Raw genomic sequence first — 16,380 nt, 5'->3', positions numbered from 1 at the left:
AAAATGTTAAAAAGTAAATTTCGCTCTAATTTATTGTTAATGGTCGTTGCAATGTTTTTGTCATTATTATTAATAGGTTGTGTTGGTGTGAATAATTCGAGTGAGGATGACCAAGATTCGAATAATGATGGAGAAACAAATTCAGAAGAAGGTTCTGAAAATGTAGAAGGTGAAACCATTACATGGATGACAAATGATTCTTCCAGAGAAGGATGGGAAGATTTAGAACAAAAAATCTTAGATGAAACGGGTGTAGGAATCGATGTAGTAGTTACTCCTACTAATCCCGATGATATGGTAGCAAGAATGACAACCATTCTTTCTTCTGGCGATACAGAAGTTGATATTATGCATATTAATGATGAGTTGATGACAGCTTTCTCACGAGCAGGCTATTTAGAGCCACTTGAGAATGATGTGATGACAGAAGACGTTATATCAAATTATGCAGAAGAATATATGAAGGATATACCTACTTATGAAGGAAGCGTATATTCTGTTCCAAGTTATTTAGAGATATTAGCATTCTGGGTCAACAACCAATTATTAGATGAAGCTGGAATGGAAGCGCCAACTAATAAAGAAGAATTTCTAGAATATGCACGTGCGGTTACTGATGTAGATGAAGGTGTGTATGGATATGGTGGTGCATGGGAAAGAAGTTATGTATTTAATGAAATAGGTACATTTATAAATTTATTTGGTGGAGATTATTTTGACTGGGAAAATCCTAAAACCCAAGAAGCACTGCAGTTTTTGCATGATCTAGCACATGAAGAACAAGTAACACCTGTTAGTCAACTAGCAGATATTTATGATCCAATGATTCAGAAATTTATAGATAACAAGTATGGCATGTTATTTATGTACACAGGGGCTATTCCAACATTTGATGAAGCAGGAGCTTATGGTCCTGATCAGTTAGATATTGCTCCAATGCCTACGTTTGAAACAAATGATGCTTATATTGCTTCTTGGCACCATGTCATTAATGGTTCTTCTGAGAAAAAAGAAGCATCGAAAAAAGTATTGGAATACTTGGCTTCACCAGAAGGTCAAGTAGCGTATTATGAAATGTCTGGACGTTTACCAGCAAGATTAGATGTATTAAATGACCCTGATTTTTCTGCTCCTGGATTAGAGCATGTACAACAATATATTGAAAAAAGTACGTTAAGAGGGCGCCCTTTAGTTCCACAATCTATGGAGTTTGTCACTGGAATCGGTAGTATATTCCAAAATTATGTATCAGATGAGATTACATTAGATGAAGCTGTTGAACAAGCACAATCCGAAATAGACCGACTAGCTAATCAATAGCATATTACTTATCGGGAGAAGGTAATCTTCTTCCGATAATTTTTAAAAGAGAGAGTGATCAAAATGCAAGGAACAATGAAGAAATCAGTAAAGTGGAAAATTGCCTGGTTATTAATTTTACCTGTACTGCTTGTTAGAGGTTTTACTATCGTATATCCCTTGATAGTAACATTTATTAATAGCTTTTTTGAAATTAATATGTTTAAAGGTGGGGAAGCAACGTTTATAGGTCTCGAAAATTTTTTCTATATATTCCAAGACGAAAAAATACAATCTTCTATTAACTTTACCATTATCTTTACTGTAGTCTCTATGGTTTTTCATGTGATTTTAGGTGTTTTTTTAGCTTTGATGCTTAATATGAAATTCAAAGGAAAAAAGTTTTTAAGAACGATTACTTTAATTCCATGGGCAATGCCTATGGTCGTTACGGGTATAGCAGCTAAATGGGCGTTCAATGATAGTTATGGATTAATCAATGATTTAGTAAGGAGAATTAACCCTGATTTTCATTTCGATTGGCTTATCCATCCTTGGTCTGCACAATTATCCGTAATATTAGTAGATTTATGGAAGGATATTCCGTTTTTCGCGATTTTAGTTTTAGCAGGTTTACAATTTATTCCAGAAGAAATTTATGAATCAGCCAAGATCGATGGTGCAAATGGATTAAAATCTTTCTTTAAAATAACGCTCCCTATGATAACACCTACTTTATTAACTTTATGCATCTTCTTTACAATGTGGAGAATAACCATGTATGACTTAGTGTATGCAATGACTTCTGGTGGTCCAGGCGATTCAACTAGTCTATTGGCATATCGAATTGCTGTAGAAGCATTTACAAATTTAAATATTGGTTATGCATCTGCATTAGCTTTGATGTTGTTCTTTATCATGATTGCGTTTAGTGCCATAAACCTATTATTTATTAAAAAGGCACAGTACTAGGAGGGATTTTATGAATGCAAAACAAAAGTATATTTTGCAATTTTTTGTAAGGTGGGGATTAACATTTGGTGTTGCATTTATCATTTTAGTTCCTCTATATTGGATATTTGTTTCTTCGATCACACCTAGAGGAGAATTATTTTCAACACCAATTAATTATTTTCCAAAGAATTTCACATTTCAAAATTATATTGATTTGTTTATTGACTTAGATGTAGAAGTAATGGCGTGGAACACGTTAGTTGTAACAGCGCTATCCTTAATTGCTACCATTATTTTAGGGACAGCGGCAGCTTATGCATTTGCTAGATTTGAAATATTTAGCAGCGTTAGTTGGGCTTTTAGATTATTATTATTTTCAGCATTAATACCACCTGTCATTACAGCTAGGCCACTGTATGACTTTATGAAGTCATTCAATTTAGTTGATACGTATTTAGGCTTAATTATTCTCTATACCAGTTTATTATTACCATTTTCAGTTTTGATATTATATAACTTTGTTAAGCAGATTCCAACGTCTTTAGAAGAAGCAGCGCAAATCGATGGTGCTCATTTTGGTCATATTCTATTTAGAATATACTTTCCACTTATGAAGCCTGCGATAGCAACTGTTTCGATTATTAATTTTATTCTTAGTTTAAATGAGTTTTTTACCCCACTATTTTTCACATATAAAATTAAAATGTTAAGTGTGGGAATTACAACAGTGCCAAGAGAGAGTAATTTTGAGGTGCCTTGGGATCTAATCAGTGCAATGGGCTGGTTTATCATATTACCTATTATTTTATTTGTATTATTTTTCGAGAAAAACATTATGGAAGGTATTACGCAAGGTGGCGTTAAACAATAATAACAAACTGTTTGAAGGAGTGAGAAGTTATGATGCAAGATATGTTTTTAAATAGTCTATCCACATTACCATTAACGAATAATGTAAAAACCAGAGCTATTACAGCAGAAAATCCTAAAGGAGAGAAAGGTGCTGGTGGCAAAGCGGCGAGTCATTTAGGTCCATCTCGAAAAGGATCACCTTGCTTAAGAGATGTACAACCTGGTGAGACAGTCACTTTATGTGATATAGAAGGACCAGGTGTCATTCAACATATTTGGATGACAGTTACAGATCAAACAGAAAAAAACTTTTTTGTATTACGAGATTTAGTATTACGTATGTATTGGGATGATGAAGAACATCCATCTGTAGAAACACCATTGGGAGACTTTTTCTGTAATGGATTTGGGAGAGGCTGTCAGGTTAATTCTCAACCGATTGCTGTGAATCCTACGCGTGGTTTTAATAGTTACTTTGCTATGCCATTTCACAAAAAGGCAAAAATCACCATTGAAAATCAACATGAGGGACCGATACCTGCTCTGTTTTATCAAATTGATTATGCTCTATATGATGAATTACCGAAAAACACAGCTTATTTTCACGCGAAATGGAATCGCCAAAAAATTACGAATAAAGCAGAAGACTATGTGATTATTGATGGAATTAAAGGAAAAGGACAATATATTGGTACGTATATAGGTTTAGCAACTTTGGAGAGATATTGGTGGGGAGAAGGGGAAGTGAAGATGTATCTTGATGGAGATACCGATTACCCTACTATTTGTGGTACAGGCTTGGAAGACTATTTTGGAGGAGCATGGAGTTTTGCATCTCAAGAAAATGGGAGAACGGTGGAAAACACGTATTGTACGCCTTACCTGGGTTATCCGTATTATTCACGACATGATGAAATTGTTCATAATCCTTACCATAATGATGATGTACCACCTATGCGAGGTTTTTATCGTTGGCATATTTTAGATCCTATTCGATTCGAAGAAGAACTTAAAGTAACTGTGCAACAAATCGGTGTTTACAAGAATGGACTTTTTGAAAGACAAGACGACGTTTGTTCTGTTGCGTATTGGTATCAAACGGAGCCCCATCATCCCTTTGAACCTATAGTAGATGCAAAAGAGAGGTGGCCTAGATAGTTTATTTGTTTAAAAGCTGTGCTTTGTGTAAGCACAGCTTTTGTATAAGGTTTATTATAAAAGTGTTTTTTCTGCAAGAAAAAAGTGCAATTTACAATAACTCGTATGATCAAGGTCATAGTCATATTAATATTAACTACTAACGGATATCTTAGTGGAGGTTTTAGATATTAAAGATTGATGGATAAAATATTTATAATTATATTTTTGGTACTTTTCAATGATTAAATTATTAATACATACAACAATGATTAAAAATTATATGTAATTATCAAAGAACTAAAAATATATGACAATTTTCAAAAATATTAGAATTTCATATATATAATATTTACTGTAAACTTTAATTATAGATGTAAGCGCTTATCATTTATAAAGATTTAATTATTGAAAGGGGTATCATTATGAGTAAAAAATATTTTTTATCATTAATGCTTTTATTGATTTTTGCTGTTGGTTGTAGCAGTCAGTCAAATACGGATAATGCTTCAAATAGTTCATCAACAGACGATAATACAGAGTCGCAACCAGAAAAAACTCTACGGTTCATGACAAATGGAAATGAAAATAATGGGGATTATTTAGTAGTTACTTCAATAGCAGAAGATTATAAAAATGAAGTAAATCCCAATTTTAATTTGGAAATAGAATCGATTCCAACTCAAAGCCAATATTTTCAAAAATTACAAACCTATATTGCCAGTAATCAAATGCCAGATTTTTTTAAACTACCAAACGGCCCAATTGCTGAGACTTTGGTAGAACAAGATAAATTAGTTGATGTTAAAGACACATTGCAAGAATTTGGGGAATTAGACAATTTTCATAGTTCAGTAATAGATTTTCTTTCATTTGAAGACGGTAGTTTGTATTTATTTCCAGAGGGTAGATATGGTGAAGCTTTTTGGTATTATACTGAACCCTTTGAAGAATTAGGGTTAGAAAAACCAACAACTTTTGAAGAATTTATTGATGTTTCAGAAACACTAAAAGAAGCAGGCTACACACCAATTAATGTAGCAGGCAAAGAAAGATGGCAATTAATTAGATATTTATCACATATCCCTTTACGACTTACTCATTATGATTTCATTAATGGTTTAAAAACAGGAGAAACATCTTTAACTACTGATATAGGAATGAAATCTCTTAATTTTTTACATGAATTAGGTCAAATGGAAGCCTTTCAAGTAGGATTTAGTAATACAGACTATACCGATTCAATAAATCAATTCATTGGCGGTGGACAAGGGGTGATGCATTATAACGGTAGTTGGGAAATAGCACAGTTTGAAGAAAAATATGCGGCTGGAGAAATGGATTACTTTTTTATTCCTGAAGTTGCAGGTGAAGACAACGTTGGCCCAAAGACGTCTATAACTGCTGGTCTTGCATATGCGTTTAATAAAGATACGTTTGACGAAACAACTAAAGACTTTTTTAAATATTTAGTTGAGAATTACCACGAGCGTGCAAATGAGGAAGGTTTTATGTCTCCTTTAAAAGGTGATGCCCCAGAAAATGCGAGTCAATTATTTGTAGATTTTTCTAAGGACTTAGACGATGTTGAATTGGGTGGATTATCTTGGGATGATAAGCTTGACCCTGCTAGTACAGAGGAAATGGGTGTTGCTGCAAACGAATTAGCTTTAGGAATGATTACACCGGAAGAGTTCGCTGAAAGGATAGATACTGTTATAGATGAAAATGCACCTGCATTTTTTGGAGAGTAAGCTTATCGATCATTCAACTGTTGAGCGTTTTCAATAGTCGAATGATCATAAAACAATTAAAAATTATATCAATTAAGGATTGAATGTAATGAATAAATTTTTAAGTAATAAATTAGCCGTAATAACCTTTTTACTTCCGGCTATTCTTGTTTACCTCTTGACAGTATTTTTACCATTAATATGGTCTTTAGGTTACAGTTTTTATTCTTGGAATGGATTAACGGAAATGAAATTCATTGGATTAGAAAATTACGGGAAATTATTTTTTAATGATAGTGTTTTCTGGAAAACTTTGTGGAATACATTAAAATTTACTGTGTTAAATACATTTATTCAAATTTTCCTAGGTTTAATAATGGCTATATTATTAACGTATATAAGAAGGTCTAGAGAACTCTTCCAAACAATATATTTCACTCCTGTCATTATATCAACTGTCGCAATTGCTGAAATCTTTTCTAATATATATTCCGTAAATCCAGTGGGATTACTTAATTATGTATTAGGTCTAATTAATGAAGACTGGTATACAATAGAATGGCTAACAAATCCTAACCTCTCCTTATTATCCGGAACTATTGCAGAAGGATATAGATATGCCGGAGTATATATGGTGATATTTTATGCAGCATTAATTGCTATTCCAGAAGAAATTATCGAAGCTGCAAAAATAGATGGAGCATCAGGTTGGAACTTATATAAGTGGATTAAATTACCGTTAATTAAACCTGTGTTCATCACATGTGTTGTCTTAGTATTAAATGGATCACTAAAAGCGTTTGATGTTCCTTATTTATTAACTCAAGGTGGGCCGGGGACTTCTAGTGAGTTAACAATAACTTATATGTATAAAGAAGCATTTAGCTCTTTATCTTATGGGTACGGAAGTGCAATCGCTGTTTTTATTGCACTGCTTAGTTTCTTGATAATTATTTTAATATTTTTATTTACTAGAAGAAAAGGTGATTGATCAGTGATAAAATCTTTTTTCAATAATAACAGTACTCTAAATAAGTGGAATAAATTAAACATTTCTTTCGCGTACAGAAAGCTTATATTAATCATTAGTATTCTATTAGTAACTGCTATCACAGTGTATCCCGTAATTTGGGTTGTATCATCTAGCTTTAAAACTTTAGAAGAATTTCAGACATCTAGTCCTTTAGCATTTCCAAATTCAATAAATATAGAAAACTACAAGAATGTATTTTTAAATAGTAACATTTTACAATACTTTTTAAATAGTTTCATTGTGCTAGTAGGTGTACTAATAGGTATTTTGGCATTAGCTTCTATGGCGGCATTTGCTATAGAAAAATTAAAATTCAAGCATAATCAAAAAATGTTAATGTTTTTCCTAATCGGTATTATGGTGCCATTACAAATTGCTTTAATACCACTTTTTCAAATTTACAGTGAGCTAGGGTTATTAAATTCATATACAAGTTTAATTTTACCACAAATTGGATTTGGTTTACCTATAGCATTATATTTATTTGTTTCTTTTTTTAAAAACATTCCAAACGAAATAATTGAAGCTGCTACTATAGATGGATGTTCAATTTATAGAATATTCTTCAGTATTATAATACCTATGTCAAAGAGTGTGATAGTGACTGTTGCTACATTATTTGGTGTTTTCACATGGAATGAGTTTATTTTTGCTTTTACTTTTATAAGTGATTCTAATATGTATCCAGTGACATTAGGATTAAGAGATTTCGTTGGAAACTATGGGTTAACAGATTGGGGTCAAACCTATGCTGCTATCACCTTAACTATTTTACCAACATACATCCTATACTTCTTTTTGAGCAAACATATTATGAAGGGAATGACAGCTGGAGCTGTTAAATCTTAATACACAAATTTAAATAAAAATTATGGGAGGAATTTGAAAATGCACAAATTATATTATCAACCAGAAGGATATTGGTTTGGGGATTGTATGCCTTTTTATCATGATGGGAAATTCTATTTATTTCATCAAAGAGATGGACGTAATCCAGGTCCATTACCAGTTTGCGAACCATTCGGATGGGACCTAGCAGTGACTGATGACTTTGTTAACTATGAAGACAAAGGTGAAGCCCTGAAAAAAGGCGGTAATGATGATCAAGATCAATTTATATTTGCTGGAAGTGTTTTTGAAGCGAATGGTACTTTTTACGCTATGTATACAGGGTTTAATAGAGATTATCCTAAATTAGGAAAAGCTTCTCAAGTATTAATGAAAGCAACTAGTAAAGATTTGATTAATTGGGAAAAAACTGATGATTCATTAGTTATACCTCAAGAAGGATACGATCCAGATGATTGGAGAGATCCATTTGTATTTTGGAATGAAGATACTGATGAATACATTATGATTTTGGGTGCACGGAAATTAGATGGAGACAAAGTTAGAACTGGTTGTACGGTATATTTTACATCTAAAGATCTTGAAAACTGGGCGTTCCAAGGAGATTTATGGGCTCCAAACCTTTACTCAATGCATGAAATGCCTGATATGTTCAAAATCGGTGATTACTGGTACCAATTAATTACAGAGTATAGTCATAAAAGTAAAACAGTATATCGAATGAGCAAAAGCATAGACGGACCATGGACAGCTCCAATAGATGATGCATTTGATGGTAGAGCGTATTACGCAGCAAGGTCTTTTTCAGATGGAGAAAAAAGATATCTTTTTGGTTGGGTTGCAACGAAGGAAGAAGAAAATGACTTGAATAATTGGCAATGGGGCGGAACATTAGTAGTTCATGAGGTTTATCAACGAGAGGATGGTTCATTAGGAGTCAAAATACCAGATGGTGTTTATAATGCTTTTAAAAATCCTCATGCATTAATCAACAAACCTATTACGTTATCCTCATTAGATGGTTGTGATGAAGTATATCTAGACAAAGAAGTATCTGATTTATTTAAGTTTGAAACTACCATTAAATTTACTGAGAATACTAGAGAATTCGGGATACGGTTATTTGAAGATGAAAAAACTGGTGATGCATATGCTTTTAATTTTAATATAGGTGAAAATCGCTTAACTTTTGATAGAACACCTAATCAGCCATGGAATAGATATTTCGATAAAGGATTAGATAGACCATTAAATTTAAAATGCAATAAAGAATATAAACTACAAATTATTGTTGATGATACTATTGCAACAGTATATATAGATGGTGTTGCTTTGAATACAAGAATGTATGATAAAGCAGGGACTTCTTTATCTATGTATGTTGTTGAAGGTGAATTAAACATAGATAAAGAAACAATAATTTCACAAGATATAAAATAACTAGAAATTAAAAGTAAGAGTAAGGTTCATATATAGTACCTTACTCTTATATGTATTATAAATTAAGGGAGATTAAGAAATGAATTTAGACAATTTTGTAAAAGGATTACAGCATATTGGAATTCCGACAACAAAAATGAATACTTCTATAAAATTTTATGAAAGTTTAGGTTTTTCTATAGAATATTGCGTTGAAAGTACTCAAAATCATCCGAATGTTACATTTATGAAATTAAATAGTTTAATTATAGAATTATATGAAATGAAAGATCCTATTAATAAAGTCGGTAATATTGATCATATAGCTTTAGATGTTTCAAATATTCTTGAATTGTGGGAAATTATTTATAGCGATGACTATAAAATATTAAGTAACGATATAGAATTTCTTCCTTTTTGGAGTAAAGGCATTAAGTTTTTTATTATCGAAGGTCCAAATTATGAAAGAATTGAATTTTGCCAATATTTATAATCCTAAGTTTGTAGAAACTAATAATTATAAAAATTCTCATGGGGTAAATGATTTGAGGAGCTGTTTGCAAATTGGATAAAATGAAACTACTAACAAATCCACCCTCAATTAAAAGGAAAATATTCCTGTTAGGTATTTTTTCTTCACTTATACCTTTAGTCATTATAAGTATTTTTAGTTTTATTTACTTTAGTAATATGGAAGAAAAGAAAGCGTTAACTACAACTACTAACTTCTTGAATATTGTAGATTGGAATATTGATAATTTTCTAACCGATATTGAAAGTATAGGTAAAATATTATTGGGTTCAACCGATATTCAAGAATTTCTCACACAACAAAATAATGATTTATACAGTATTCGAAGAGACACAAGTGATTTAATAGTTAATGTTGCAAACAATAAGCCATATATTAATAGCATTTATATTGGTAATGAAAGTGTCGAGTACACATTCAAAAATCATGGAACAAGCAGATATTCAAATAATATTTATAATCAAATTAAAAACACGGAAATTATTGAACAAATTATTGACAATAAGGGAAAAGGAATATTATTTGAATCAGATGAAATCAACTTATTAAGAGAATCCAATTCTATTACGTATGGAAAAGTAATAAATGACATTAATAAATTTAATCAAATTGGTATATTACTTATAAGTTTTGATGAAAATGTTTTTGAAGCTATGTTTGATGATTTAGAAACGACAGGAAGTATTATTGTTACAAGTAATGATTCAAATATAATCTATAATAAAAATCCTAAGTTACTAGCAGATAATCAAATATTTAACATGGTGACTAATTTAACTAGTAATGGAGTTAAAAATTATAATATAAACAAAGAAACTTTTGTTACTAATAATAAACTAAACGTTAGTTCTGGCTTCAAAATAATTAGTGTAATTCCATATCAAGAGGTAATAAATGAAGCAACGAATGTGCGGGATATTACACTTTTCTTAATGATTTTGTCATTTTTGATTGTGTTAATATTTGCATATTTAATAACTAAAAAGATTACAAAACAGTTAAATTTGTTAGCGAAAATTACTAATAAATTAGAAGAAAGAAAACAAAAAATTCAAAGAGTAAATTTTGATGTTAAAGATGAAATAGGTAAAATTGGAAATCGATTAATTTATTTATATAACAGAAATAATGATTTGTTAGTTCAGTTATATGAATCAAAGTTAAAAGCAAAAGAATCTGAATTGTTTATATTACAAAGTCACATCAATCCTCATTTTCTGTATAACACATTGAATTCTATTTATTGGATGGCTGAAAAATATAAGATTAAACCAATAGCTGATATGGCATTAAATATGTCCGATTATTACAAAATGATGTTGAACAATGGCCACTATATTACTACAATACAAGATGAACTACTGAGAGTACAAAGATATTTTGAAATTATGAATGTTAGACATGCCAATAAGCTAAATTTACTTTTTGATATTGATTCCAAAATTTTAGAGAAAAAAATATTAAAATTGCTAGTTCAACCCCTTGTAGAAAATGCAATAAATCATGGCCTGCCTATGAAAGAAGGAAACAAAAATTTAACAATAGAAGGTTATACAAAAGAAGATTTAATTTATATTGATGTAATTGACAATGGTGTAGGTTTTGACTATCAAGAAATGTTGATCAGTAATAAAGGTTATGCTCTTAAAAATATAAATGAACGTATAAAATTATATTATGGTCAGGAGTGTGGTTTATTTATAGAAAGTAAAAAAGATCAAGGTACAACAGCTCGTATAATAATTCGTGTTTAAACCCCAGGAGGTGATCTAATGTATAACATGGTTATTATTGATGACGAGGAAATTGTAATTGAGGGGTTAATGTCTGTTGTAGAGTGGGAAAAGTATGATATTAATATAATCGGGACAGCAACAGATGGCAAAAAAGGTTTAGAAGTTATTTTGAAAGAAAAACCAGATATTGTATTAACTGACATTCGAATGCCGGGTTTAGATGGCCTTCAAATTATTAAGAAAGCTAAAGACAACTTACATGATACAATTTTTGTGGTGATCAGTGGTCATGCAGAATTTGAATATGCAAAAAAGGCAATTAAATTAAATGTAATTGATTACTTAATAAAACCAGTAAACATTAATGATATTTTGTCCGTAATTAATAAGGCAATTGCTAAACATAAGGAAAAGAAACAAGAATTACTTATTGGTCAAAAAATTAATAAATATGAGTACGAATTAGTAGATAAGTATTATTTAGATTTGATGTTAGGTGTTAATGTTAATCCAGTAGAGATTAAAGATGAATTGAATGCATTCAAAATCATCTGTATAGGTAGTTATAAAGCGGAGTTCAAATTAGCTCTTCAACAAAAGGTTATAAATGAGCTTAAAAATGATAAGTTAGACGACTTTACATTTTGTCTTTATTATGCGATTGATGAAAAAGTATTTATTCTTATTGGTGATAAAAATAATGATCTGGACATACATGAGATCACTGCGAAAATAGAATCTGTTGTTAAAGAAAATTTATCATTACAGTTGAGAATCGGTGTAGGAAGAATTTACAACAAAAAGTATGAGATCTCTCAATCTTATAAAGAAGCACTAAAAGCCTTTGAATTGGCTAAATTTTTAAATGAAAATATTGTGTTTTTTGATGAAGTACTAGAAATTGAAGAGAAATTCTCATATAGTCATTTTTCAGAGATTAAATCGCTATTTAATCAGAATAATTTAAATAATGAATCTATTTATAAATTTATAGATAAGTTATTAGATTCAATAAAAAAACAAAAAATAAGTCCCAATAGTTTCAAAAAAACATGCTATGATTTTGTTGTTCAATATGAGAATTACTTACACTATGAATACGGAATTTCTATTGATCAAGTTATTACAGGAAAGGATATGATCATAGAAAACTTAGTATGCATTGATGATTATCATAAATATTTACAGAATATGATTGAGGAAACTGAAAAATACCTTAATAATAAAAGGATTTCTACGAAAGAAAAACTGATATATGACATCAAAAAATATATAGACCATAATTACCATAAACCTTTACAATTATCAGATATTGCTGTTGATTTCCATTTGAATGCGTCTTATTTAAGTAGCACATTTTCTAAGGAAGTTGGAGTTACTATATCTGATTATTTATTACAACTACGAATAAGCAAGGCTAAAGAATTACTACGTACTACTAATTTGAAAATTGAAACAATTGCAAAACAATTAGGATATGAGAATCCAAGGTATTTTCACCAGGTGTTTAAAAAACATGTTTGTACAACTCCAAATGAATATAGAGCAGAGCATGCTATAAAGCTAGAACACTTTTGAAATAATACCAGACAACATATAAAAGTATAGCGGGAGTGATTAGAATGTATTATGGCGCAATTGAAGCTGGAGGCACTAAATTTGTATGTGCAGTAAGTGATTCCAATTTAAACATAGTTGAAAAAATAAATATTCCAACAACTGAACCAAAAGACACAATGAAAGAAGTGTTTCGTTTTTTTAATAATTATTCTCTTCAATCAATTGGTATCGGATCATTTGGACCTATAGATGTTAATAAAGAATCAAAAAAATACGGTTATATCACTACTACTCCAAAAAAAGGATGGAGTGATTTTGATTTCGTTGGTTTCGTTCAAAATCAATTTGACATACCTATTGCTTGGACAACAGATGTAAATGCATCAGCGTATGGTGAATATAAATTGGGTGGCGCTCATCGAGCAAATTCATGTTTATACTTAACCGTAGGAACTGGAATAGGTGGTGGTGCTATTATAAATGATGGGATTTTAGAAGGTTTTGGTCATCCTGAAATGGGTCATATTCTAATTCGAAAGCATCCAGAAGACAATTTTGATGGAAATTGTCCATTTCATTCAAATTGTCTTGAGGGATTAGCTTCAGGTCCTGCAATTGAGAAAAGAATTCAAAATAAAGCTAACTCGTTAAAGGAAGACGATCCATATTGGAATATTGAATCTTATTATCTAGCACAAGCATTAGTAAATTATACATTTATATTAAGGCCGGAGGTAATAATTCTCGGTGGAGGAGTAATGGACCAAAAACACTTATTCCCTAAAATTCGCAAAGAATATAAAAACTTAATGAAAGATTATGTTAATACTTTAGATTTAGATGAATTTATTATAGAACCTGGTTTAAATGGAGATCAAGGTCTAATGGGGTGTTTGCTTTTGGCTAAAGATGAAATTAACAAGTAGCATCGCATTGAACTAAATAATATTGTTATTTAACAACTAACTTTTCTTTTTAGCACACAATACGACCATTAATTATCAAACTTTTTTATAAAAATTATTATAGGTTTTATTAGAAAGAGTCTATTTTTATCAATCATTATTATAATAGACTCTTTTTGTTTTAGATTAGAAAGCACTTAAAAGTAAGCGTCATATAATACACACCTTCTTTACTCATTCAATGCGTGAGATAATGTCATTACATTAAAACTTGTAGGAGGTTAAGCCATGACATTATCGGACAAAAGAATAGAATGGGAAGCTCGCATGAAGGAATGGAAAGAGAGTGGACGAAGCGTAGCCCAATGGTGTAGAGAACATGATGTCAATGTTCATCAAATGTACTACTGGAAGCAAAGGCTTCAAAAGGGAAATGCGGACGCCAAAGAGACAGCCAATTGGCTGCCCGTGCAGGTTACAGAAGGTTCACCTGTCATAAATAGTAGTCCCATTTTTATTCATGTACATGATTATGCAGTGGAAGTTCCTGTTGGTGCGGATCCCGTTCAAGTAGCTGAAATCCTTCGTGTTATCTCCTAATCATGCTACATAACAGAAGTTATGACCGGGTATACTTAGCGCAAGGAAATACCGATCTGCGAAAATCAATAGATGGATTAGCTGTCATTGTTCAAGAGAGTTTTGAACTCGATCCCTTTTCCCCTTGTCTATTTGTGTTCTGTAACCGCAAACGCGATAAATTAAAAGTATTAGAATGGGAACATAATGGTTTTTGGTTGCATTACCGACGACTAGAACGTGGAAAATTCCACTGGCCTTCAGGTGATAAAACCGAGGCTGTGTCTATTAGTCATCGCCAACTTCGTTGGCTCTTGGATGGTTTGCCCATTCATCAACAACATGCACATCGAGAAGTAAAAGCACGTACTATTTTATAAAATAATGATAAAAATGATGAGGATCCGACTAGTCAATTCGGATTCTTTTTCGTATACTTAGGGTATGAAAAATTCATCCACTAACCCAGAATCAATTGAATATTTTAAAGAGCGTGCCGAAAAGCTTGAAATGGAAAAGGAAGAGTTGGAGGCTAAAGTGAAATGGTATGAGGAACAGTTCCGATTAAGCCAACAACGCAGGTTTGGTGCTTCTAGTGAGAAAACTAATCCAGATCAACTATCTCTTTTCAATGAAGCAGAAGATACATCCAATAAAACAGTGGATGAACCAACTGTCGAAACGATTACATATAAACGCAAAAAGCAAAAAGGTCAAAGTGAAGCAAAACTGGAAAACCTGCCTACGGAAACGGTGGAATATCGTTTATCCGAAAAGGAACAGGTTTGTTCATGTTGCGGTGGAAATTTACATGAGATGAGTCAACAAGTAAGAAAAGAATTAAAAGTAATTCCAGCGCAAGTAAAAGTAGTGGAGCACGTTAATCACATCTATAGTTGCCGCCATTGTGAAAAGCATGAGATAGAGACGCCAATCGTCTCAGCACCTATGCCACAATCGGTATTCCCAGGAAGTTTAGCCTCGCCATCGGCGATGGCCTATATAATGTCGCAAAAGTATGTGGAAGGATTGCCACTCTATCGACAAGAGAAAAATCTTGAACGATTCGGCGTTTTTATTCCACGACAGACACTAAGTAATTGGATTTTACATGGGGCTCATACCTGGCTGGAACAGATTTATGATGAAATGCACAACCAACTATTGCAACTCGATGTTGCACATGCGGATGAAACAACCTTACAGGTTTTATCTGAACCAGGGAGACCAGCAAAATCCAATTCGTACATGTGGTTATACCGATCTGGTCATACCGATAATCCTATTATTTTATATGATTATCAACAAACCAGAGCCGCCAAACATCCACGACGTTTTCTGGATGGGTTTCAAGGATTACTACATGTTGATGGGTATCCAGGTTATAATGGATTACCCAATGTCTCATTGGTTGGATGCTGGTCGCATGCTCGTCGAAATTTCCGGGAAGCTTTGACAGCATTACCAGAAACAGCGACTACCACCAATACGAAAGCACAAGAAGGATTAGCCTTCTGTAATAAACTTTTTGATATAGAACGTGAATTAAAGGACACAAGTCCAGAAGAACGTTATGAAAAACGTTTAGAACGCAGTCAGCCAGTACTGGATGCTTTTTCAGCATGGCTTCGTGAACAAACACCACGTGTGTTGCCAAAAAGTGCATTAGGAAAAGCAATCAAATATTGTCGTAATCAATGGGAACGTTTAGAAGCTTTTCTGATAGACGGGCGTTTGGAGATAGATAATAATCGTGCAGAGAGATCTATCAAACCATTCGTGATAGGCCGCA

At 31.9% G+C, this 16,380-nt stretch carries 14 protein-coding genes and 1 pseudogene; all 15 read left to right on the top strand.

Annotated features, from left to right (window positions below; genetic code table 11):
* Positions 1-3: 3 nt before the first annotated feature.
* A complete protein-coding gene (locus BN3107_RS02175; RefSeq protein WP_058306004.1) occupies positions 4-1,320 on the top strand; it encodes an ABC transporter substrate-binding protein in 1,317 nt (438 codons plus the stop codon).
* 63 nt (positions 1,321-1,383) lie between these two features.
* On the top strand, positions 1,384-2,271 hold the full coding sequence (locus BN3107_RS02170; RefSeq protein ID WP_058306003.1) for a carbohydrate ABC transporter permease: 888 nt from the start codon (positions 1,384-1,386) through the stop codon (positions 2,269-2,271).
* 10 nt (positions 2,272-2,281) lie between these two features.
* Entirely contained in the window at positions 2,282-3,124 is an 843-nt protein-coding gene (locus BN3107_RS02165; protein ID WP_058306002.1) for a carbohydrate ABC transporter permease, read from the top strand.
* A 29-nt stretch (positions 3,125-3,153) separates the two neighbouring features.
* Positions 3,154-4,263: a glycoside hydrolase family 172 protein gene (locus BN3107_RS02160; RefSeq protein ID WP_197412034.1), complete on the top strand. Its 1,110-nt coding sequence runs from the start codon at positions 3,154-3,156 to the stop codon at positions 4,261-4,263.
* 404 nt (positions 4,264-4,667) lie between these two features.
* Positions 4,668-5,996 carry an ABC transporter substrate-binding protein gene (locus BN3107_RS02155; RefSeq protein WP_058306001.1) on the top strand — a complete coding sequence of 443 codons (1,329 nt, stop codon included), beginning with the start codon at positions 4,668-4,670 and terminating at the stop codon, positions 5,994-5,996.
* 88 nt (positions 5,997-6,084) lie between these two features.
* The gene (locus BN3107_RS02150) at positions 6,085-6,966 is read left to right on the top strand and encodes a carbohydrate ABC transporter permease (RefSeq protein WP_058306000.1); all 882 of its coding nucleotides are present in this window, start codon (positions 6,085-6,087) and stop codon (positions 6,964-6,966) included.
* A 3-nt stretch (positions 6,967-6,969) separates the two neighbouring features.
* On the top strand, positions 6,970-7,857 hold the full coding sequence (locus BN3107_RS02145) for a carbohydrate ABC transporter permease (protein WP_197412033.1): 888 nt from the start codon (positions 6,970-6,972) through the stop codon (positions 7,855-7,857).
* A 39-nt stretch (positions 7,858-7,896) separates the two neighbouring features.
* On the top strand, positions 7,897-9,297 hold the full coding sequence (locus tag BN3107_RS02140) for a glycoside hydrolase family 32 protein (RefSeq protein ID WP_058305999.1): 1,401 nt from the start codon (positions 7,897-7,899) through the stop codon (positions 9,295-9,297).
* Between the two features lie 79 nt (positions 9,298-9,376).
* Entirely contained in the window at positions 9,377-9,769 is a 393-nt protein-coding gene (locus tag BN3107_RS02135; protein ID WP_058305998.1) for a VOC family protein, read from the top strand.
* 80 nt (positions 9,770-9,849) lie between these two features.
* Positions 9,850-11,562, top strand: a complete 1,713-nt coding sequence (locus tag BN3107_RS02130; protein ID WP_231735238.1) for a sensor histidine kinase — start codon at positions 9,850-9,852, stop codon at positions 11,560-11,562.
* A gap of 18 nt (positions 11,563-11,580) precedes the next feature.
* Positions 11,581-13,122: a response regulator gene (locus BN3107_RS02125; RefSeq protein WP_058305996.1), complete on the top strand. Its 1,542-nt coding sequence runs from the start codon at positions 11,581-11,583 to the stop codon at positions 13,120-13,122.
* A gap of 44 nt (positions 13,123-13,166) precedes the next feature.
* Positions 13,167-14,030: an ROK family protein gene (locus BN3107_RS02120; protein ID WP_058305995.1), complete on the top strand. Its 864-nt coding sequence runs from the start codon at positions 13,167-13,169 to the stop codon at positions 14,028-14,030.
* A gap of 267 nt (positions 14,031-14,297) precedes the next feature.
* The gene (gene tnpA / locus BN3107_RS02115; protein ID WP_058305994.1) at positions 14,298-14,609 is read left to right on the top strand and encodes an IS66 family insertion sequence element accessory protein TnpA; all 312 of its coding nucleotides are present in this window, start codon (positions 14,298-14,300) and stop codon (positions 14,607-14,609) included.
* Between the two features lie 2 nt (positions 14,610-14,611).
* Positions 14,612-14,968 carry an IS66 family insertion sequence element accessory protein TnpB gene (tnpB, locus tag BN3107_RS02110; protein WP_058305993.1) on the top strand — a complete coding sequence of 119 codons (357 nt, stop codon included), beginning with the start codon at positions 14,612-14,614 and terminating at the stop codon, positions 14,966-14,968.
* 64 nt (positions 14,969-15,032) lie between these two features.
* Positions 15,033-16,379, top strand: a pseudogene (gene tnpC / locus BN3107_RS02105) (IS66 family transposase); the annotation flags it as partial.
* Position 16,380 lies beyond the last annotated feature (1 nt).

Source organism: Gracilibacillus massiliensis (assembly GCF_001458115.1).
GTDB lineage: Bacteria > Bacillota > Bacilli > Bacillales > Amphibacillaceae > Gracilibacillus > Gracilibacillus massiliensis.
Note: the sequence above shows the minus strand (reverse complement) of the source record. Positions and strands in the feature narration are given on the sequence as shown.

What these genes read in the sequence shown, in the direction of transcription:
- BN3107_RS02175 (WP_058306004.1), top strand. Translation starts at nt 4, where the DNA reads ATGTTAAAAAGTAAATTTCGCTCTAATTTATTGTTAATGGTCGTTGCA.
- BN3107_RS02170 (WP_058306003.1), top strand. Translation starts at nt 1,384, where the DNA reads ATGCAAGGAACAATGAAGAAATCAGTAAAGTGGAAAATTGCCTGGTTA.
- BN3107_RS02165 (WP_058306002.1), top strand. Translation starts at nt 2,282, where the DNA reads ATGAATGCAAAACAAAAGTATATTTTGCAATTTTTTGTAAGGTGGGGA.
- BN3107_RS02160 (WP_197412034.1), top strand. Translation starts at nt 3,154, where the DNA reads ATGATGCAAGATATGTTTTTAAATAGTCTATCCACATTACCATTAACG.
- BN3107_RS02155 (WP_058306001.1), top strand. Translation starts at nt 4,668, where the DNA reads ATGAGTAAAAAATATTTTTTATCATTAATGCTTTTATTGATTTTTGCT.
- BN3107_RS02150 (WP_058306000.1), top strand. Translation starts at nt 6,085, where the DNA reads ATGAATAAATTTTTAAGTAATAAATTAGCCGTAATAACCTTTTTACTT.
- BN3107_RS02140 (WP_058305999.1), top strand. Translation starts at nt 7,897, where the DNA reads ATGCACAAATTATATTATCAACCAGAAGGATATTGGTTTGGGGATTGT.
- BN3107_RS02135 (WP_058305998.1), top strand. Translation starts at nt 9,377, where the DNA reads ATGAATTTAGACAATTTTGTAAAAGGATTACAGCATATTGGAATTCCG.
- BN3107_RS02130 (WP_231735238.1), top strand. Translation starts at nt 9,850, where the DNA reads ATGAAACTACTAACAAATCCACCCTCAATTAAAAGGAAAATATTCCTG.
- BN3107_RS02125 (WP_058305996.1), top strand. Translation starts at nt 11,581, where the DNA reads ATGTATAACATGGTTATTATTGATGACGAGGAAATTGTAATTGAGGGG.
- BN3107_RS02120 (WP_058305995.1), top strand. Translation starts at nt 13,167, where the DNA reads ATGTATTATGGCGCAATTGAAGCTGGAGGCACTAAATTTGTATGTGCA.
- tnpA (WP_058305994.1), top strand. Translation starts at nt 14,298, where the DNA reads ATGACATTATCGGACAAAAGAATAGAATGGGAAGCTCGCATGAAGGAA.
- tnpB (WP_058305993.1), top strand. Translation starts at nt 14,612, where the DNA reads ATGCTACATAACAGAAGTTATGACCGGGTATACTTAGCGCAAGGAAAT.